The organism is Bacillus sp. GC_Bacil_1 (genome assembly GCF_026540675.1).
Taxonomy (GTDB): Bacteria; Bacillota; Bacilli; order Bacillales; family Bacillaceae_G; genus Bacillus_A; species Bacillus_A cereus.
Window position 1 is genome coordinate 72159 of record NZ_JALNUG010000001.1, and the last position, 20790, is coordinate 92948.

Below are 20790 nucleotides of genomic sequence, written 5' to 3' on the forward strand. Positions count from 1 at the left end.
CCGATGGTTCACGTCGACGAACATCGCCCTTGAGTGCTAAGCTAAAGCATTTGTCTAGGCTTAGACGGTAGCTCCGTTATTAGCTAGATCCATTTATGGATCACTGAGGCAAGAGTATTCTTGCAAAGAAGGGTGGTACCGCGAAATCTTTCGTCCCTTCAGCACATAGCTGGAGTGTGGACGTAGGATTTTTTTATTGTATAAAAGTTTGAAAAAGGGGGCTTATAAGAACAATGTCTTCAAAAACGGAAGAGAAACTGGCAACTGGTGCACAGCTATTGTTAGAAGCGCTAGAAAAGGAAGGCGTAAAAGTGATTTTCGGTTATCCGGGTGGTGCCGTTTTACCTCTCTATGATGCACTGTATGATTGTGAAATTCCGCATATTTTAACAAGGCATGAGCAAGGGGCAATTCACGCTGCTGAAGGGTATGCCAGAATTACAGGGAACCCAGGGGTTGTAATTGCAACGAGTGGACCAGGTGCTACAAATGTAATTACGGGTCTAGCGGATGCGATGATTGATTCATTGCCACTTGTTGTATTTACAGGCCAAGTAGCAACAACGTTAATTGGGAGCGATGCTTTTCAAGAGGCGGATATTATGGGACTTACGATGCCAGTGACAAAACATAACTATCAAGTGCGAAAGGCCTCAGATTTACCTCGAATTATTAAAGAAGCATTTCATATTGCTAAAACAGGAAGACCAGGACCAGTCGTTATTGACCTTCCGAAAGATATGGTAGTCGAGAAAGGTGAGCGATGTAGCAATGTACAAATGGATTTACCAGGATATAACCCTAATTATGAACCGAATCTACTTCAAATAAACAAATTACTACAAGCAATTGAAACCGCAAAAAAACCGTTAATTTTAGCTGGAGCAGGTATACTGCATGCGAAAGCTTCGAAAGAATTGACAAGTTTTGCCCGTAAATATGAAATCCCTGTTGTGCATACGTTACTTGGACTTGGTGGTTTTCCGCCAGATGATGAGCTATTTCTAGGGATGGGGGGAATGCACGGTTCTTACACAGCCAATATGGCGTTATATGAATGCGACTTACTCATTAATATAGGTGCGAGATTTGACGATCGTCTTACTGGGAATTTAGCTTTTTTTGCTAAAGGGGCGACTGTTGCACATATCGATATTGATCCAGCAGAAATTGGGAAAAATGTGCCAACAGAGATTCCTATTGTTGCAAGTGCTAAGCGGGCGTTAGAAGTATTGCTTCAATCAGAAGGAAAGAAAGAAAATCATCATGAATGGCTCTCTTTATTAAAGAGTAGAAAAGAAAAGTATCCATTCTCTTATAAACGAAATTCTGAAAGTATTAAACCTCAATACGCGATTGATATGCTGTATGAAATCACGAAAGGAGAAGCGATTGTAACAACAGACGTTGGGCAACATCAAATGTGGGCAGCACAATACTATCCGTTGAAAAATCCAGATAAATGGGTAACTTCTGGTGGATTAGGAACGATGGGGTTCGGATTTCCAGCAGCAATCGGTGCGCAAATTGCAAAGCGAGATGAACTAGTTATTGCAATTGTTGGTGATGCTGGGTTTCAAATGACTCTGCAAGAATTAAGTGTATTAAAAGAACACGCTTTACCCGTTAAAGTATTTATTTTAAATAATGAAGCTTTAGGAATGGTAAGACAATGGCAAGATGAATTTTACAATCAAAGATATTCACATTCTTTATTGCCATGCCAACCAGATTTCGTCGCTCTTGCGAATGCGTATGGTATAAAAGGTGTTCGTATTGACGATCCACTTCTTGCAAAGAAGCAAATCCAGCATGCGATCGAATTACAAGAGCCAGTCGTAATCGATTGTCGTGTACTTCAATCAGAGAAGGTTATGCCGATGGTTGCACCAGGAAAAGGTGTTCACCAAATGGAGGGAGTGGAAAAAGGGTGAAGAGAATTGTTACAGCGACAGTTCGAAATCAAAGTGGTGTGTTAAATCGAATTACAGGAGTTATGACACGAAGACATTTTAATATTGAAAGTATTTCAGTAGGTCATACAGAATCATCAGATATATCGCGAATGACGATTGTTGTACACGTTGAAAGTGAACAGCAAGTTGAGCAGTTAATTAAACAACTTCATAAGCAAATCGATGTTCTGAAAGTATCAGATATTACAGAAGAAGCAATGATTGCTAGAGAGCTTGCTCTTATTAAAGTAGCAACTTCTGTAGCGAGGGCAGAATTATATAGTTTAATTGAACCATTTCGAGCCGCTGTAATAGATGTTGGGAAGGATTCCATAGTTGTGCAAGTAACAGGTACGCAAGATAAAGTAGAAGCGTTAATTGAATTACTTCGTCCATACGGTTTAAAAGAAATTGCTAGAACAGGTGTAACAGCATTTACACGTAGTATGAAAAAACAAGATAAGCAAGTTATGTTAATTCAATAATCATTTAAATATAGGGGGAAATGAAAATGGCAAAAGTTTATTATGAGAAAGATGTAACAGTAAATGTATTAAAGGAAAAGAAAGTAGCAATCATCGGATATGGCTCGCAAGGTCATGCGCATGCGCAAAATTTACGTGATAACGGATTTGATGTAGTAGTAGGTTTAAGAAAAGGTAAGTCTTGGGATAAAGCGAATGAAGAGGGGTTTTCTGTATATACAGTAGCAGAAGCAGCGGAAAAAGCTGATGTAGTAATGATTCTATTACCTGATGAATTACAACCAGAAGTATATGAAGCTGAAATTGCACCAAATTTACAGGCTGGAAACTCTCTCGTGTTCGCACATGGATTTAATGTTCACTTTGATCAAGTAAAACCACCAGCTAATGTAGATGTATTTCTAGTAGCGCCAAAAGGACCGGGGCATCTCGTACGCCGTACATTCACCGAGGGAGGGGCTGTTCCTGCATTATTTGCAGTATATCAAGATGCAACAGGAGTTGCGACTGAAAAAGCACTTTCTTATGCTGACGGAATTGGAGCAACGAGAGCTGGTGTATTAGAAACGACGTTTAAAGAAGAAACAGAAACAGATTTATTTGGAGAGCAAGCTGTACTCTGCGGCGGAGTGACTGCACTTGTAAAAGCAGGATTTGAAACGTTAGTTGATGCGGGATACCAGCCTGAACTTGCATATTTTGAATGTTTGCATGAACTGAAGCTAATCGTTGACCTTATGTATGAAGGTGGACTTGAAAATATGAGATATTCAGTTTCAGATACAGCGCAGTGGGGAGACTTCGTATCAGGACCACGCGTTGTTACTGAAGATACGAAGAAAGCGATGGAGGCAGTATTAGCAGAAATTCAAGATGGTACATTTGCAAGAGGCTGGATTGCAGAGCATAAAGCAGGAAGACCAAATTTCCACGCGACAAATGAGAAAGAGAATGAACATGAAATCGAAGTAGTAGGACGTAAATTACGTGAAATGATGCCTTTCGTACAGCCGCGAGTAAAGGTAGGGATTAAATAATATGAAGCAGATTTTGTTCATGGATACAACGCTTCGTGATGGCGAACAATCACCAGGAGTAAATTTAAATGAACAAGAGAAGTTACAAATTGCTAGGCAATTAGAGAGGCTTGGTATTCATGTAATGGAAGCTGGATTCGCGGCAGCTTCCGAAGGTGACTTCCAATCGGTAAAACGCATCGCGAATACAATTCAAAATGCTACGGTTATGAGTTTAGCTAGAGCGAAAGAAAGTGACATTCGAAGAGCATATGAAGCTGTGAAAGGTGCTGTATCTCCTCGTCTACACGTATTTCTAGCTACGAGTGATATTCATATGAAATATAAACTTTGTATGTCAAAAGAAGATGTGTTAAATAGTATTCATCGTTCGGTTACGCTTGGAAAATCATTATTTCCGACAGTACAATTTTCTGCAGAAGATGCGACAAGAACATCGAGAGCATTTTTAGCTGAAGCAGTAGAAACTGCGATTCGCGCAGGAGCGAATGTAATTAATATTCCGGATACAGTTGGATATACGAATCCGGAAGAATATTATTCTCTTTTTAGATACTTACAAGAATCCGTTCCATCATATGAAAAAGCGATTTTTTCTTGTCATTGTCACGACGATCTTGGTATGGCAGTAGCAAATTCGTTAGCTGCGGTTGAAGGCGGAGCAGTGCAAGTAGAAGGAACGATTAATGGCATTGGAGAAAGAGCAGGGAATGCAGCGTTAGAAGAAGTTGCGGTTGCTCTTCATATTAGAAAAGATTTTTATAAAGCAGAACCTTCGATGACTTTAAAAGAGATTAAGGCAACGAGTACATTAGTAAGCAGGTTAACGGGTATGGTTGTACCGAAAAATAAAGCAATCGTTGGAGCGAATGCATTTGCTCATGAATCAGGCATCCACCAAGATGGGGTTCTAAAAGAAGTAACAACTTATGAAATTATCGAACCAGCGCTTATAGGAGAATCTCAAAATCTCTTTGTACTTGGGAAACATTCTGGCCGTCATGCGTTTACGGAAAAAATGAAAGAGCTTGGTTATGAATTTACAAATGAAGAGCGAGATGCGGCATTCGAAGCATTTAAAAAATTGGCGGATCGTAAAAAGGAAATTACTGAGGAAGATTTACGCGCAATTATGCTTGGTGAAGCAGCATTTGCAGCCCAGCAATATAACATTACGCAATTACAAGTGCATTTCGTATCAAATAGTACACAATGCGCAACAGTTGTGCTGAAGGATGAGGAAGGAAATGTATATGAAGATGCAGCCACTGGTTCTGGTAGTATTGAAGCGATATACAATGCGATTCAAAGAATTTTAGGATTAGAATGTGAATTGGCAGATTATCGCATACAATCTATTACACAAGGTCAAGATGCACTTGCTCACGTTCATGTTGAATTAAAAGAAGGTAGTCACCAAATATCAGGTTTTGGAGTTGCGCAAGACGTATTGGAAGCGTCGGCGAGAGCTTATGTCCATGCAGCAGGGAAATTAAAATCTCTTATAGCGCTTGTGAAATAAATATTTGATAGGTGAGAGAAGCTTTCCTCACCTATCAAATTAAGGTTCTGAAAATTCAGTTAAAAGGAGTGTTAAAAATGGAAAAACGTATCGTTTGTTTAGCTGGTGATGGTGTTGGTCCAGAAGTTATGGAAAGTGCGAAGGAAGTATTGCATATGGTAGAAAGGCTATATGGACATCATTTTCATTTGCAAGATGAGTACTTTGGTGGTGTTGCTATCGATTTAACTGGGCAACCATTACCACAGCGAACACTTGCCGCCTGTTTAGCGAGTGATGCGGTTTTACTTGGAGCAGTAGGTGGACCAAGGTGGGATAGTGCGAAAGAAAGGCCTGAGAAAGGATTATTAGCATTAAGAAAAGGACTCGGTGTATTTGCGAATGTTCGCCCTGTAACGGTAGAAAGTGCAACTGCACATTTATCACCATTAAAAAATGCTGATGAAATTGATTTCGTTGTCGTTCGTGAATTAACAGGCGGAATTTATTTTTCTTATCCGAAAGAGCGAACGGAAGAAGTGGCGACAGATACACTTACGTATCATCGACATGAAATTGAACGTATCGTTTCGTATGCCTTTCAATTAGCAAATAAGCGGAAGAAAAAAGTAACATCTATTGATAAAGCGAATGTTTTAGAGTCTAGTAAACTATGGAGAAATGTGACAGAAGAAGTAGCACTTCGCTACCCAAATGTGGAAGTAGAACACATTTTAGTAGATGCAGCGGCTATGGAATTAATTCGGAATCCAGGAAGATTTGACGTTATTGTAACGGAAAATTTATTTGGTGATATTTTAAGTGATGAGGCTTCAGTATTAGCTGGATCATTAGGAATGCTTCCATCAGCAAGTCACGCTGAAAAGGGGCCTTCATTATACGAGCCTATTCACGGATCAGCACCGGATATTGCGGGGAAAAATAAGGCGAATCCAATTGCGATGATGCGTTCTGTTGCAATGATGCTTGGGCAATCGTTCGGATTAACGAGAGAAGGATATGCAATTGAAGAAGCAGTTTCTGCAGTCCTTAAATCTGGAAAATGTACAGCAGATATCGGGGGGACTGAAACGACAACTTCGTTTACAAAGGCAGTTATTCAAGAAATGGAAGAGCAAGCGTTAGTAGGGAGAGGAAGATAATGGGGAAAAGGTTACTAGATAAGCTTTGGGAAAGACATGTAGTTGCGACAAATGAAAATGGATTGGATTTATTATATATCGATCTACATCTTGTTCATGAAGTAACGTCACCGCAAGCCTTTGAAGGCTTGCGGCTTACAAATCGAACAGTCCGCAGACCAGATTTAACATTTGCAACGATGGATCATAATATTCCAACGAAAGATGTTTGGAATATTACCGACCGCATTGCGAAGCAGCAACTAGATACACTTCGGGAAAACTGTAAACAATTTCAGGTGTCATTAGCGGATATCGGAGATGAAGAGCAAGGCATCGTTCATGTTATAGGACCAGAACTTGGACTCACACAGCCAGGAAAAACGATTGTTTGTGGTGATAGTCATACAGCAACACACGGTGCTTTTGGCGCACTAGCGTTTGGTATTGGTACGAGTGAAGTGGAACATGTATTGGCAACGCAAACGTTATGGCAACGAAAGCCGAAAGCGATGGGCATTGAGTTAAAAGGAAAGTTACCGCAAGGTGTTTATGCGAAAGATATTATTTTACACCTTCTTTCAAAGTACGGAGTAGCAGTTGGAACAGGTTACGTAATGGAATTTTACGGAGAGACCATTCATGCTATGGATATGGAAGAGAGGATGACGCTTTGCAATATGGCAATTGAAGGGGGAGCAAAGGCTGGCATTATTGCACCAGATGAAAAAACGGTTGCTTACGTAAAAGGGCGTAAATATGCGCCGAAAGACTATGAATCTATTAAGAAAAAATGGTCAGAACTTTATACAGATTTAGATGCAGCTTATGATTTACATATTCTAGTAGATGTTACGGATTTAGCGCCGTACGTTACGTGGGGAACAAATCCTAGTATGGGTGTTCGGATTGATGAGAAATTGCCAGAAAAGCATGATGCAAATGACGAAAGAGCGTTTTCTTATATGGGGTTGAGTCCCGGACAAAGTACGTATGACATTCCAGTTCAACATGTTTTCATTGGATCTTGTACAAATTCTAGGCTTTCTGATTTAGAAATTGCTGCATCTGTCGTGAAAGGTAAAAAAGTAAAAGAAGGTGTGCGAGCACTTGTTGTACCTGGATCCCAAAGGGTAAGAGAAGCAGCGATGCATAAAGGATTACATCGCATATTTGAAGAAGCTGGATTTGAATGGAGAGAGCCCGGATGCTCAATGTGTCTAGGTATGAATCCAGATCAAGTGCCTGAAGGAGAACATTGTGCCTCTACGTCAAATCGCAATTTTGAAGGAAGACAAGGAAAGGGAGCACGAACGCATTTAGTTAGCCCGGCAATGGCGGCAGCGGCTGCGTTACATGGTCATTTTGTTGATATTAGAAAGGAGAGTTATGATGGAGCCATTTCGTATTCATAAAGGTACTGCCGCAGTACTGATGAATGATAACATTGATACAGATCAAATTATTCCGAAGCAATATTTAAAGAGAATTGAAAGAACTGGGTTTGGGAAGTTTTTATTTGATGAGTGGCGATATGATAATAATCGCCAAGAAAACCCTAATTTCCCGCTTAATGCGCAAGAAAGAAAAGGAGCCAGCATATTAATCACAGGTGATAATTTTGGATGTGGCTCGTCTAGAGAACATGCTCCATGGGCGCTTGCTGATTATGGTTTCCGCGTTATTATCGCTGGAGGATTTGCTGATATCTTTTATATGAATTGTATGAAGAATGGCATGTTACCGATTGTAATGGACAAAGATATGCGTGAACAACTTGCAAAAACAGATGCGAGGGAACAAATCACAGTTGATTTAGAAAATGAAATAATTATAACGAATATGCACAGATTCCATTTTACAATCGAGAAAATGTGGAAAGAGAAGTTATTGAATGGTTTAGATGAAATTAGTATTACAATGCAATATGAACAAGAAATAAAAGAGTATGAAAGAAAAGTGGCTTTACATTAAAGAAAGTGACGGAATATTAAAAATGTATTTACATTCAAAATTAACTGTTATATACTATGTGAAAATCAGAGGAGAAAGGGAGTAAGTATTATGAATAAAATAAAATCTATTACAATGCTTACACAACTACATCATCATACATGAAACCCTTGAACCTAGCGTGAAAACGTGTAGGTACAAGGGTTATTCCCGTTGTACCTACACTCTACTGAAGAGCCTTGTAGGTATTTTGTCTACAAGGCTCTTTTTATTTTCGGCTTAGGTGAATGAAATAGGCATACATTAGAAGGGGAAAGGTGTGAAAATTTAGATGACAAAATGGAAACGGGCGAACCCGAATGGAACGAGAGATTATTTATTCGAAGAATGTACGTTAATTGAAGAAGTGGAGCAAAAATTAAGGCTTACTTTTTTAGAGAGAGGTTATGAGGAAATAAGAACACCTACAATTGAATTTTATGATGTTTTTGCATTTCAAAATAGACCGATAGATGAAGAGAAGATGTATAAATTTTTTGATGAAAAGGGAAGGATTATCGTTTTACGTCCAGATATGACAATTCCTTTAGCAAGAGTGTTTGGAACACAGAGATGGGATACGCCACTTAAAGTGACGTATAGCGGGAATGTATTTCGAGCGAATGAATCCCATTCTGGAAAATATAATGAAATCGTACAAAGTGGTATTGAAGTTATCGGGATTGATAATGTAAGAGCTGAAATTGAATGTGTAATAAGTGTCATTCAAGCACTTCAAAAGTTGAAGGTGCAATCTTTTACAATTGAGATTGGGCAAGTACAGTTATATAAATGTATTGTAAAAAAGCTCTCCATCCATGATGAAGAAGAAAGAGTACTTAGAACGTATATAGAAAGTAAAAATTATGCTGCCCTCTCAAATTTTATCGGAGAAAAGAAATTAGATCGATGCGATGAGACAGTAAGATTACTTGAGAAATTACCAAGGCTATTTGGAAATTTAGAAGTTATTGAGGAGGCAGAAAAGCTTGCTTCAAGTAATGAAATGAAAATGGCAATTGCAAGAGTAAAAGAAATGTATGAAACAATTGAAACGTTAGGATATGGTTCTTACATATCAATTGATTTGGGCATGATTCAACACTTAGATTACTATACGGGTGTTATTTTCAAAGGATATATATATGAAATTGGAGAAGAAATCGTTAGTGGCGGAAGATACGATGAGCTAATTGGGAATTTTGGAGAAATGCTGCCAGCTGTTGGACTCGCGGTACAAGTAAATCAAATTGTGAAGGCGCTGCAAGAGCAGCAAGAACCATATGAACGAAATCAAATTGATATTGTGATTCATTATGAGTTAAATAGATTAGCGGAAGCAGAAAGGTTACGAAATTTACTTCGAAAGGATGGGAAAAATGCTTGGTTATCTCTATTCTCTAATTTAAGCGATACCTTTCAATTTGCAAGAAAAAATAAAATAGGGACGGTCGTTGAGGCAAAGAATGAATATTTAGTGGAATATGTATGGAATGAGAAATGGGTAGTCCAGAAAGAAGGAGAGGCTTCATGCGTAACATTCAAATTGCGTTAACGAAAGGAAGGTTAGAAAAACATGTCATTCCACTTTTTGAGCAGATTGGAATTGATTGTTCCGATCTCAAAAATAAAGGTCGGAAGCTTGTATTTCAAAGTAAAAATACAAATGTTTCATTTATTTTAGTAAAAGCGGTTGATGTTGCTACTTATGTAGAACATGGGGTAGCTGATATTGGGATCGTTGGAAAAGATATTTTAATGGAAAACGAGAAAGATATTTATGAAATGCTGGATTTAGGAGTGGGGATTTGTAAGTTTTGTGTTGCTTCTATTCCTACGTATAATCCGAAGAGTTACCGGAAGAAAAGAATTGCTACGAAATACCCACATATTACTTCTACTTATTTTCATGATAAGGGAGAGGATGTAGAAATTATTAAAATAGAAGGTTCTGTAGAAATCGCTCCTCTTCTTGGATTGGCAGATGCGATTGTAGATATTGTTGAAACAGGAAAAACATTACAAGAGAATGGACTTATTGTATTTGAGGAAATGCACTCTATATCGGCTCGGATGATTGTAAATAAGGCAGCCTTAAAAACTAAAAAAGACGAAATATTCAGTATTGTAAATATGATGGAGCAAGAAATCTTATCAGGGAAATAGGAGGACTTAAAATGAAAATCATTTATGAAGACTTTAAGGAGGCATTATCTAAAGTAAAAGTGCTAAGAGAAAACGCTAATATAATAGAAGAAACTGTTCAAAGAAGTGTAAGAGAAATCATTAGAAATGTAAGGGAAGGGAAAGATGAAGCTTTATCTTTCTATACAAAAAAGTTTGATGGTGTAGAGATGAAAGATTTTCGTGTAAGTGAAGAAGAAATACAGCAAGCGAGTATGTTTGTAACGAATTCATTTTTAGAAGCTTTAAAAGAGGCGAAGAAAAACATTGTTTCGTATCACGAAAAGCAAAAGAAGCACTCAATATTCGATTGTGAAAGTAAAGGCATAATTAGAGGGCAACTCATTCGGCCGTTAGAAAATGTAGGTGTATATGTACCGGGTGGGACAGCCTCATATCCTTCTTCAGTATTAATGAATGTATTGCCGGCGAAACTCGCAGGTGTGAAAAAGATTGTAATGGTAACACCGCCGAGGAAAGGAGGAATTGATCCGCATATATTAGCTGCTGCAAATCTTGCGGGAGTAGATGAAATTTATACGATAGGTGGCGCGCAAGCAATTGCTACTTTAGCATACGGGACGGAATCGATTCCGAAAGTGGATAAAATAGTTGGACCGGGAAATTTGTATGTCGCTCTAGCGAAGCGAGAAGTATACGGAATAGTAAATATCGATATGATTGCTGGTCCATCAGAAATTGTAGTTGTCGCGGATGAAACAGGTAATGCAAAATATATCGCAGCGGATTTATTATCGCAAGCAGAGCATGATGAGAGAGCAACGGCGATTTGTATTACAACGAATATGGAACTAGCTAAAGAAGTAGAAAAAGAGATAGAAAGACAGTTAGAAATGTTACCAAGAAGTGAAATTGCACGTGAATCAATAAATAGAAATGGAGCCATCTTTATCGTTCCTTCTTTAGAGGAGGCACTAAAGTTATCAAATGAAATTGCTCCAGAACATTTAGAGTTACATATAAAAGAACCGATGAATGCTCTAGATTATGTGAAACATGCAGGTTCTATTTTCCTTGGGTCATATGCACCTGAACCGCTCGGGGATTATTTAGCGGGACCGAATCATGTATTACCAACGAGCGGAACGGCAAGATTTTTTTCTCCGTTATCAGTCGATGATTTCGTGAAAAAATCAAGTTTTATTTCTTATACGGAGGAAGCATTAAAAAATGTACAGCATCACATTGTAGAGCTTGCAAATAAAGAAGGGTTACATGCACATGCGAGAGCAATCCAAATAAGGTTTGAGGAGGAAAAATAATGCGTCAGTCCAGTCAAGTACGTGAGACGACAGAAACAAAAATTAAATTAAATTTGCAGCTTGATGAAAGTACAAATGTATCTATTCAAACAGGGGTTGGTTTTTTCGATCATATGCTTACTTTATTTGCTAGACATGGAAGATTTGGATTGCAAGTTGAAGCAGAAGGGGATGCATTTGTCGATGCACATCACACCGTTGAAGATGTTGGAATTGTACTCGGAAATTGCTTGAAAGAAGCATTGCAAAACAAAGAGGGAATTAATCGTTACGGTTCTGCGTATGTACCGATGGATGAATCTTTAGGATTTGTCGCAATTGATATAAGTGGACGCTCATATTGTGTATTTCAAGGGGAATTAACAAATCCGAAGCTTGGGGATTTTGATACAGAATTGACGGAAGAATTTTTTAGAGCAGTTGCACATGCTGCCAATATTACATTACATGCGCGCGTTCTATACGGAAGTAATACGCATCACAAAATTGAAGCATTATTTAAAGCTTTTGGTAGAGCGCTTAGAGAAGCGGTCGAAAAAAATGCCAACATTACTGGTGTAAATTCAACGAAAGGGATGTTGTAATTGATTGCCATTATAGATTATGGAATGGGGAATATTCGCAGTGTAGAGCAAGCATTAAAACATATTGGGGCAGAGTACATTGTAACGAGTGATAAAGAAGAGATATTGAGAAGCGATGGCGTGATTTTACCGGGAGTAGGTGCATTTCCGAAAGCGATGGACGTATTAGAAGAAAGAGATTTAGTGTGTGTACTAAAAGAGGTTTGTGATATAGGAAAACCACTCCTCGGTATATGTTTGGGCATGCAGCTTTTATTTGAACGAAGTGAGGAACTAAAAGATTGTAGCGGGTTGGGTTTACTACCAGGGGAAATTCGTAAGTTAAAAGTTTCGCATAAAATTCCTCATATGGGATGGAATGAATTAAGGAAGGAAAGAGAATTTCCGCTTTGGAATGGATTAGTGGATGGTTCTTTCGTGTATTATGTTCACTCATATTACGCGGATTGTCCAGATGAAATTGTATGCGGAGTAAGTGATTATGGAATGCAAGTACCAGGGTTTGTAGCGAAAGGAAATGTATTTGGTGCACAGTTTCATCCAGAAAAAAGTGGTGAAATTGGCATGCAAATATTAAAAAATTTTCAAGAGGTGGTAGAAGCATGGAAATCTTCCCAGCTATCGATTTAAAAGAAGGACGATGCGTTAGACTTTATCAAGGAGAGTTTAGTAAAGAAACGGTGATGAATGAAGATCCGGTAGCGCAGGCAATCATATTTGAAAAGCTTGGAGCGGAAATACTACACATTGTTGATTTAGACGGTGCAATTGCTGGCGAGTCGTTAAATTTGCCCGTCATTGAAAAAATCTGCAAGGCGGTACGTATTCCTGTGCAAGTGGGAGGAGGAATTCGTTCACTTGTAGCGGTGGAGAAGTTATTGTCAGTAGGTGTAGAAAAAGTGATTTTAGGAACAGCAGCTCTTTATGATAAGTCATTTTTAGAGGAAGCAGTTCGTCTATATAAAGAGAAAATCATTGTTGGAATTGATGCGAAAAATGGTTTCGTAGCAACGAGAGGTTGGCTTGATCTGTCTGAAATTTCTTATATTAGTTTAGCGAAACAAATGGAAAGTTTAGATGTTCAAACGATTGTGTTTACAGACATTTCGAAAGACGGGACGCTTGCAGGGCCAAATTTTGAACAATTGGCGTTACTTCAAAAAAGTGTGGGCATTCGTCTCATTGCCTCTGGAGGAGTGGCATCTATTCAAGATGTGAAAAAGTTAAATGATATGAATATATATGGTGTCATAATTGGAAAGGCGCTTTACGAGAAAACGATTGATTTAGAAGAAGTGTTACAGGTAACGAAGTTATGTTAGCGAAACGAATTATTCCATGTCTAGATGTGAAAGAAGGGCGAGTCGTAAAGGGGGTAAATTTTATAGGATTACAAGATGTCGGTGATCCGGTTGAAATAGCTGAAGCATATAACGTGGCAGGGGCAGATGAAATCGTATTTTTAGATATTACAGCGACTCATGAAGGAAGAAAAACGATTATAGATGTTGTAGAAAAAACAGCAGCTAAAGTATTTATTCCTCTTACGGTTGGCGGGGGGATTTCAAGTGTGAAAGATATGTACAATTTACTAAGAGCTGGAGCAGACAAAGTTTCAATAAACTCAGCGGCAGTGCGAAATCCGAAGCTAATCGAAGAGGGCGCAGAACACTTTGGATCACAATGTATTGTCGTGGCAATTGACGCTAGAAAAGTAGCAGAAGATAAATGGAACGTATACGTCAACGGCGGAAGAGTTGACACAGGAATGGATGCCATAGAATGGGCGAATCGTGTTGTTAAGCTCGGGGCGGGTGAAATTTTGTTAACGAGTATGGATGCAGATGGAACGAAAAGTGGATATGATCTTCGTTTAACAGAAGAAATTTCAAAAAGTGTTTCCATTCCAGTCATCGCATCAGGAGGCTGTGGTCATACGGATCACATTATAGAAGTTTTTCAAAAGACAACAGTTGATGCAGCATTAGCGGCATCCATCTTTCATTATGGTGAGGCGACAGTGCAGAGTGTAAAGCGAAAATTAAGAGATGCAAATGTTGAGGTGCGGTTATGAAACCTAATTTTTCAAAAGGATTAATACCGGCAATTGTCATCGAAGAAGGTACGAAAGAAGTTTTAATGCTAGCTTATATGAATGAAGAAGCATATGAAAAAACGTTAGAGACGAAAAGAACATGGTTTTACTCTCGTTCGAGGCAGTCGTTATGGAATAAGGGAGAAACATCAGGGAATGTTCAATATGTGCAATCTCTATACTTAGATTGTGATCAAGATTCAATTGTTGTGAATGTGAAACAAGTAGGACCTGCTTGTCATACGGGGGAGAAGACATGTTTTCACTATCAAATTATATAGGGGGATACATATGGAAAATGCCTTTAAGTTGCTGTATAAAACAATTGAAGAACGAAGGGAAAGCCCACTTCCTGAATCGTATACAAATTATTTATTTTCAAAAGGAGAAGATAAAATTTTAAAGAAAATTGGTGAAGAGTGTGCTGAAGTAATTATCGCATGTAAAAATAATGATAAAGAAGAAGTAGTGAAAGAAATGGTTGATGTATTTTATCACTGTTTCGTTTTATTAGCTGAAAAAAATATCGCATTGGAAGATGTCATGCGAGAGGTGAAAGAACGAAATGGAAAGCTTTCGAGAGTTGGGGATAGAAGGGAAATAGATACATTATAAGGGGGAATGTATATGAAAGTAGATTATCATCTTCACTTAGAAGAAGGACCGTATTCAATAGGATGGCTTGCTAAAATAAATGAAGCGTTGGAATGTTATGAACCGCTTCAAGAAAGGCATTCTATGGATTGGCTTATGAAAACACAAGAGCGTTTGCAAAAACGTGTGAAGGAAGGGCCATTTACAACAGAATGGATAGATCTATATTTAGAAGAAGCTGTGCGAAAAGGAATAAAAGAAGTGGGAATTGTTGATCATCTATATCGTTTTCATGAAGCAAAAGGATATTATGAAAAATATGTAGATATTAGTGATTCTAAGCTCGGTCGTATACAAAAAGAATGGTTAGATCAAGTAAGGGTAGTTTCACTGTATGATTTTACAAAGGCAATTGAAGAGGCGAAAGAACGCTGGAGTAAAAGAGGTGTCAAACTTAAACTTGGAATTGAAGCGGATTATTTTATTGGTTGTGAAGGAGAGTTAAAAGAATTATTAGCGCTAGGAGACTTTGATTATGTAATTGGTTCCGTTCATTTTCTAAATGGCTGGGGATTTGATAATCCAGATACGAAAGAATATTTTGAGGTGCATGACCTACGCGCATTATACGATACGTTTTTTAAAACAGTTGAGAGTGCGATTCGTACCGAGTTATTTGATATTATCGCTCATCTAGATAATATAAAGGTATTTAATTATCGATTGGATGAGAATGAACAGCTTTCTTATTATAAGGAAATTGCCTGTGCGTTAGTAGAAATGAATACGGCAACAGAAATAAATGCAGGGTTGTACTATCGTTATCCTGTTCGTGAAATGTGCCCAAGTCCACTATATTTACAAGTATTAGCTAAGTATGGTGTTCCAATTACGATTTCTTCGGATGCCCATTATCCAAATGATTTAGGGAACTATGTACAAGAGAATGTACAAACATTACGAGCGCACGGTGTTACTCAGATTGCAACATTTACGAAGCGAGCAAGAGTAATGAGGTCGCTTGAAGAAGAAGTAACAAATTCAAAATGAAACGCAATTTTTTGATGAAAACCACCCTTTTTGTTCAAAATAAGAAAGAATGAAAAGGAGGGTAAGAAATGGCGAAACAACAAAATAAACAAAATGTACAAGTTGCACAGCAACAAGCTTATACTTCTGAAACGAATGCTGCATCTCAATCGGTTATTGAGGAGCAAATTAGCGATACGGTTGCAGAAGGAACTATTGATGTGAAGCTCGGAAAAGAATCGCAGGAAAAGGCGTAAGAAGAGGGGAGAGTTGCATCTCCTCTTTTTTCATGGAAAAGTGTCGATTTTCAAAACTATAATCAAATTCCTTGGTTTTTATATGTGGATTTCTTACAATGAAATATAAGAGATATCTTATTTTCTATAGAAGAGGTGTTAGTAGTGGCAAAAATATTAGTAGCGGGAAAAATTCCGGAAATTGGATTAGAACTATTAAAAGATCATGATGTAGAAATGTACGATAAAGAGGAGTTAATTTCTATAGATGAATTAACAGAGCTTGTAAAAGATAAAGATGCATTGTTAAGTTTACTTTCGACAAAGGTGCCAAAAGAAGTTATTGATGCAGCGCCTCATTTAAAGATTGTTGCAAACTATGGTGCTGGTTACGACAATATTGATTACACGTATGCGGGTGAAAAAGGAATTGCAGTAACGAATACACCGAAAGTATCAACGGAAGCGACTGCAGAATTAACATTTGCACTTCTTTTAGCAGCGGCGCGTAGAATTCCTGAAGGGGATACGTTATGTCGTACGACTGGATTTAACGGATGGGCACCGTTATTTTTCTTAGGACGAGAAGTCCACGGTAAGACAATCGGAATTATTGGTCTTGGAGAAATCGGGAAGGCTGTTGCAAAACGTGCGAAAGCATTTGGAATGGATGTTTTATATACAGGGCCAAATCGTAAGTTTGAAGCTGAAAGTGAACTGGGAGCAACGTATGTGACGTTGGAAAAATTATTACAAACAGCAGATTTTATTACAATTAACTGTGCTTATAATCCGAAATTACATCATATGATTGATGAAGAGCAGTTTAAAATGATGAAGAAAACAGCGTATATTGTAAATGCTTCACGTGGACCAATTATGAATGAAGCAGCACTTGCTCGTGCATTAAAAACGAATGAAATTGAAGGGGCAGCTCTTGATGTGTTTGAATTTGAACCGAAAATTACAGAAGAGCTAAAAGAGTTAAAGAATGTAGTACTTGCTCCACACGTAGGGAATGCAACGTTTGAAACTCGTGATGCGATGGCTGAAATGGCTGTCAGAAATATTTTAGCTGTATTAAACGAAGAAGAGCCAGTAACACCTGTAAATCAAAAGGTATTAGTCACAAAATAAAAAGAAACCTTCCGGACTCGGAAGGTTTTCTTATTTTTCTTTATTTGCTTTTTTAGACGGTCTTTGTCTAATGAATTGAGATAACATGTACAAAATATATAGTGGAATGGCAATGAATAAGAAAACAGAAAAATTGCCAAATCCTGTTTGATACATTGTAATAATGATTCCAACTAAAAATAGTGTAATAATGATGCTATATCGTGGAATTGGTACATCTTTTAAACTTGGGATACGAATGCGGCTCACCATTAAAAATGCGAACGTTACAAATACGGTAATAAGAACGATTTTTGGAATGGTATGTGAAAATAATGTTAAGAAAGCAACAAGCCCTCCCGCTGCTGTAATCGGTACTCCGGTGAAATATTTCATTGAAGTAGAAGATGGTGTTACATTAAATCGTGCTAAACGATATGCTCCGAAAAGAGGGAATAATCCCGCTATGTATAATCCGATGATTCCGTAGTTTGAGAAAGATGTGTAATACATTAAAACAGCAGGTGCTGCACCAAATGTTACGACATCTGCAAGCGAGTCGAGCTCTTTTCCCATTTGTGAATCAACACGTAATAAACGAGCAACACGACCATCAAGACTATCTAACATCATCCCGATAAGTACTAAAATAGCAGCTGATTTATAATATCCTAAAGATGCATAGCCGATTGATAAAAATCCGCTATATAAATTTCCGAGCGTAAATAAGTTTGGAATAGCTGCTCTATACAAAATCTGATCCCTTGCTTTCTGTAATAAATTCTTAATTAGTGTATGAAAGTTTACTTATTTTATCATAACATAAATTTATTCCTCATACGAAAGAAATTACCAATTTGTGAAAGATTTCATAGAAGGATGATTTAAAAATTAAGTGAAAATAAAAAGAGGAAGCAACTTGTATAAAGTTGATTCCTTTACTATTCAAATTTCGTTGTCATCGTTCCAGTTTTATATTGATTATTAGGATCGAAACGTAATAAATCTCCATAAATTAATTTATCGGAGAGTTTTAATTCTGTTTTTGCTTTTTCAATATACGGCTGACATAGCGTCATATCAGCTTCTTCACCCGTACTTCTTTTGTAGCACATATTTTTTGTATAAACATACTCTTCAGAAACAAAGCTACCATCACGCATTACCATAAGCGGGTCTTTTTCTTTAATAAATAAGTCAGTTCCAAATTCAACGGATTTATTTGTTTTAATACCAAGTAAATGAAGGAGCGTTGGTTTAATATCAATTTGACCAGATACTTTAGAAACAACTTTTCCTTCTTGACCAGGCACATGAATAATAAGAGGAACTCGTTGTAATTGCATAGAATCGAATGGTGTAATAGTATCTTTTCCTAGGAACTGTGCCATAGCTGCGTTATGGTTTTCGGAAATACCATAATGATCACCATAAATGACAATAACGGAATTATCATACAGTCCTTCTTCTTTTAATTGTTTAATAAATAATTTAAGAGCTTCATCTGTGTAACGAACAGTTGGGAAGTAGCGGTTTACAACACCACTTTCTGAGTTGAATTCATCAACATATTGGTCTTCCGGATTTAGAAGAAACGGAAAATGATTTGTTAATGTAATAAATTTTGTATAGAACGGTTGCGGTAAAGATTTTAACTTTGGAATAGATTGTTCAAAGAACTGTTTATCTTTTAATCCCCAACCGACAGACATTTGTTCCGTTCCTGCGTAATCATTTAAATTAAAGTAACGATCATATCCAAGCGCAGGATACATTACATCCCGATTCCAAAACGTTTTATCATTTGAATGGAAGACGGCAGAAGAATATCCGTATTTCTTTAATTGTTCTGGTGTCGCTGTGTATTCGTTTGTTGCATGAGTAAAGAATACAGAACCACGATCTAGCGGATAAAGTGAGTTTTCAACGATAAATTCAGCATCAGAAGTTTTGCCTTGTCCAGTTTGATGATAGAAGTTATCGAAATAGAAACTATCCTTAATAAATTCATTTAAAAATGGGGTAATTTCTTTTCCATTTATTTTTTTATTAATAACAAAGCTTTGTGTAGATTCCATTGAAATTAAAATTACATTTTTACCTTTTGCAGCTCCAAATAAGTTTTTATCAACTTGTTTGTCTTTTGAGTCTGTATAGTTTTTGATTTCAGAAAATCCATCCCCACTTGCAAATACACGCTCAGCTGAAGACTTGGATTGAAGTGTAATATCAAATAGATGATATGTGTATAAACCTAAATTCTTTACGACAGTTTGACGGTCAAATGAGCGCGAGAACATTTGTGGTTTATAAATAACTGATACAACAATTTGTAGTGCTAATAAAGCTGTTACACCGCTAAAGAAAGTTCGCTTCTCTGAGCGGGAAAGTGGTGTTTTGTCGCCAAATGATGGGAATTTACGCGAAATAAACATTAAAATAATTGCATCTGCAAATAAAAGTAATGTTTTGTACGTAAAGAGTTCTTTTATACTTGTCCCTAAATCAGCCATATTGTTTGTTTGGAATAAAACCGGGAAAGTAACGAAATCGTTATAGAACCCATAAAACATTGCGTTTCCAAATAAAATAAATGACAGTATAAAACTGATTCCAATTATAATTCGGTTTCGGTACTTAGATGCAAGTAAAGCTAAGCCGAAAAATAAAAGTAACGCAGCTAGTGGATTAATAAAAAGCATGAATTCTTCAAAGAAATTATCAATTTTAATATCAAATGCTAGCTTGTACACAATATATGTTTTAATCCATAGTAAAACGACTGCAACGAGTGCAAATCGCAGTTTTGGAAACAGATGTTGTAGCATAATATACTCCTCTCCTAAAAAGCATGACAGTTCTTGTGAGTCAGTTTGCTTAACGACTCATTTTATATATACGAACAGTCCTTTGTTATTATGATTATTATACTATGAGTATCATTATACGAAAATAAAAGAGAGTTGTGGGCTTTTTTATAATAATCGAGTAGAAAAAGAGTGGTGGGAGACAATAAAACAGAATTTCTATGTATGATAATTATCGTACGCAGAAAGAATCGCGTGATAATACGGAGGTTATAATGCGAAAATTATTATATTTTATAGCATGCAGTAGTGTTATACTTTTTACCTCACCGAGTGTGTCAATAGCTCAATATGATGCACCTCTTATGGAAGATGCACTTTATTCTGTTTTATTTCCAAAAATAAATAAAGCAATTGAAAAACAATATGGAAGTTTGAAACCGTATCAATGCCCTAAAATTATTAGTTTAAAAAAAGTGTATAGCGGTACATATTTATTTCAAGCAAGTATTGAAGTGACAAAGTATGAACGTGTTGCTGGGAAAATTGCTCCCCCATTTGAGAAGGTAACGATTACATTTAATAACGAAGAAGGCGAATGGGAAGTGACAAAGATTTCAGTAAAGCGCTTACCAAATGATACAAAATTAAACTGTAAAAAAACAATATAAAAAATTGTTTGACAAATAAAATGGTCCTTTGGTATTGTTAATAGCAACAATTAGATGTTTGAAAATTAAATAGACTTAC

Annotated in this window: 22 protein-coding genes and 1 other annotated feature (1 of these 23 cut by a window edge); of the genes, 20 read left to right on the plus strand and 2 right to left on the minus strand. The window is 37.2% G+C overall.

The features are described from left to right. Window positions 1–161: a binding site (T-box leader), on the plus strand (it extends 67 nt beyond the left edge of the window). A gap of 72 nt (window positions 162–233) precedes the next feature. From ilvB to OXT04_RS00525, 19 genes are all read left to right on the plus strand, one after another. Further along, window positions 234–1934 (plus strand): acetolactate synthase large subunit, encoded by a 1701-nt coding sequence (gene ilvB, locus OXT04_RS00435; protein ID WP_097997115.1) that lies wholly within the window; start codon window positions 234–236, stop codon window positions 1932–1934. Beyond that, window positions 1931–2440 carry an acetolactate synthase small subunit gene (ilvN, locus tag OXT04_RS00440; protein ID WP_000822952.1) on the plus strand — a complete coding sequence of 170 codons (510 nt, stop codon included), beginning with the start codon at window positions 1931–1933 and terminating at the stop codon, window positions 2438–2440. The genes ilvB and ilvN overlap by 4 nt, the downstream gene beginning before the upstream one ends. Window positions 2441–2466: 26 nt before the next feature. Then, window positions 2467–3477, plus strand: coding sequence for a ketol-acid reductoisomerase (gene ilvC, locus OXT04_RS00445; protein WP_267412597.1), 1011 nt, complete (start codon window positions 2467–2469; stop codon window positions 3475–3477). A gap of 1 nt (window position 3478) precedes the next feature. Next, a complete protein-coding gene (gene leuA, locus OXT04_RS00450; RefSeq protein ID WP_000809597.1) occupies window positions 3479–4999 on the plus strand; it encodes a 2-isopropylmalate synthase in 1521 nt (506 codons plus the stop codon). 77 nt (window positions 5000–5076) lie between these two features. Beyond that, window positions 5077–6141 carry a 3-isopropylmalate dehydrogenase gene (leuB, locus tag OXT04_RS00455; RefSeq protein WP_000415378.1) on the plus strand — a complete coding sequence of 355 codons (1065 nt, stop codon included), beginning with the start codon at window positions 5077–5079 and terminating at the stop codon, window positions 6139–6141. After that, window positions 6141–7535, plus strand: coding sequence for a 3-isopropylmalate dehydratase large subunit (gene leuC, locus OXT04_RS00460; protein WP_267412598.1), 1395 nt, complete (start codon window positions 6141–6143; stop codon window positions 7533–7535). The genes leuB and leuC overlap by 1 nt, the downstream gene beginning before the upstream one ends. Next, window positions 7513–8094 carry a 3-isopropylmalate dehydratase small subunit gene (gene leuD / locus OXT04_RS00465; RefSeq protein ID WP_000433187.1) on the plus strand — a complete coding sequence of 194 codons (582 nt, stop codon included), beginning with the start codon at window positions 7513–7515 and terminating at the stop codon, window positions 8092–8094. Before leuC ends, leuD begins: the two co-directional genes overlap by 23 nt. A 310-nt stretch (window positions 8095–8404) precedes the next feature. After that, window positions 8405–9667, plus strand: a complete 1263-nt coding sequence (locus OXT04_RS00470; protein ID WP_061660284.1) for an ATP phosphoribosyltransferase regulatory subunit — start codon at window positions 8405–8407, stop codon at window positions 9665–9667. After that, window positions 9643–10278 (plus strand): ATP phosphoribosyltransferase, encoded by a 636-nt coding sequence (gene hisG, locus OXT04_RS00475; RefSeq protein ID WP_001244467.1) that lies wholly within the window; start codon window positions 9643–9645, stop codon window positions 10276–10278. Before OXT04_RS00470 ends, hisG begins: the two co-directional genes overlap by 25 nt. An 11-nt stretch (window positions 10279–10289) precedes the next feature. Next, the gene (hisD, locus tag OXT04_RS00480; protein ID WP_267412599.1) at window positions 10290–11579 is read left to right on the plus strand and encodes a histidinol dehydrogenase; all 1290 of its coding nucleotides are present in this window, start codon (window positions 10290–10292) and stop codon (window positions 11577–11579) included. Next, window positions 11579–12163, plus strand: coding sequence for an imidazoleglycerol-phosphate dehydratase HisB (hisB, locus tag OXT04_RS00485; protein ID WP_001249954.1), 585 nt, complete (start codon window positions 11579–11581; stop codon window positions 12161–12163). Before hisD ends, hisB begins: the two co-directional genes overlap by 1 nt. After that, entirely contained in the window at window positions 12164–12793 is a 630-nt protein-coding gene (gene hisH, locus OXT04_RS00490) for an imidazole glycerol phosphate synthase subunit HisH (RefSeq protein ID WP_267412600.1), read from the plus strand. Then, window positions 12766–13485 carry a 1-(5-phosphoribosyl)-5-[(5-phosphoribosylamino)methylideneamino]imidazole-4-carboxamide isomerase gene (gene hisA / locus OXT04_RS00495; protein WP_000402295.1) on the plus strand — a complete coding sequence of 240 codons (720 nt, stop codon included), beginning with the start codon at window positions 12766–12768 and terminating at the stop codon, window positions 13483–13485. The genes hisH and hisA overlap by 28 nt, the downstream gene beginning before the upstream one ends. Next, the gene (gene hisF, locus OXT04_RS00500) at window positions 13479–14237 is read left to right on the plus strand and encodes an imidazoleglycerol phosphate synthase cyclase subunit (RefSeq protein ID WP_000880113.1); all 759 of its coding nucleotides are present in this window, start codon (window positions 13479–13481) and stop codon (window positions 14235–14237) included. Before hisA ends, hisF begins: the two co-directional genes overlap by 7 nt. Further along, the gene (gene hisI / locus OXT04_RS00505; RefSeq protein ID WP_000803964.1) at window positions 14234–14539 is read left to right on the plus strand and encodes a phosphoribosyl-AMP cyclohydrolase; all 306 of its coding nucleotides are present in this window, start codon (window positions 14234–14236) and stop codon (window positions 14537–14539) included. Before hisF ends, hisI begins: the two co-directional genes overlap by 4 nt. 10 nt (window positions 14540–14549) lie before the next feature. Then, on the plus strand, window positions 14550–14873 hold the full coding sequence (gene hisE, locus OXT04_RS00510; protein WP_065228509.1) for a phosphoribosyl-ATP diphosphatase: 324 nt from the start codon (window positions 14550–14552) through the stop codon (window positions 14871–14873). 12 nt (window positions 14874–14885) lie between these two features. Continuing rightward, on the plus strand, window positions 14886–15902 hold the full coding sequence (locus OXT04_RS00515) for a histidinol phosphate phosphatase domain-containing protein (RefSeq protein WP_065228510.1): 1017 nt from the start codon (window positions 14886–14888) through the stop codon (window positions 15900–15902). A 68-nt stretch (window positions 15903–15970) separates the two neighbouring features. Next, window positions 15971–16138, plus strand: coding sequence for a DUF4025 domain-containing protein (locus tag OXT04_RS00520; protein WP_001118893.1), 168 nt, complete (start codon window positions 15971–15973; stop codon window positions 16136–16138). A gap of 144 nt (window positions 16139–16282) precedes the next feature. Beyond that, on the plus strand, window positions 16283–17254 hold the full coding sequence (locus tag OXT04_RS00525; protein ID WP_267412603.1) for an NAD(P)-dependent oxidoreductase: 972 nt from the start codon (window positions 16283–16285) through the stop codon (window positions 17252–17254). A gap of 30 nt (window positions 17255–17284) precedes the next feature. Here OXT04_RS00525 and pssA read toward each other — a convergent pair whose 3' ends face one another. Continuing rightward, a complete protein-coding gene (gene pssA / locus OXT04_RS00530) occupies window positions 17285–17986 on the minus strand; it encodes a CDP-diacylglycerol--serine O-phosphatidyltransferase (RefSeq protein ID WP_000285417.1) in 702 nt (233 codons plus the stop codon). 188 nt (window positions 17987–18174) lie between these two features. Then, on the minus strand, window positions 18175–20061 hold the full coding sequence (locus tag OXT04_RS00535; RefSeq protein WP_000939088.1) for an LTA synthase family protein: 1887 nt from the start codon (window positions 20059–20061) through the stop codon (window positions 18175–18177). 254 nt (window positions 20062–20315) lie between these two features. Between OXT04_RS00535 and OXT04_RS00540 the strand changes: the two genes are divergently transcribed. Then, complete coding sequence (locus tag OXT04_RS00540; RefSeq protein WP_001228820.1) at window positions 20316–20711, plus strand: DUF3888 domain-containing protein; 396 nt, start codon at window positions 20316–20318, stop codon at window positions 20709–20711. Window positions 20712–20790 lie beyond the last annotated feature (79 nt).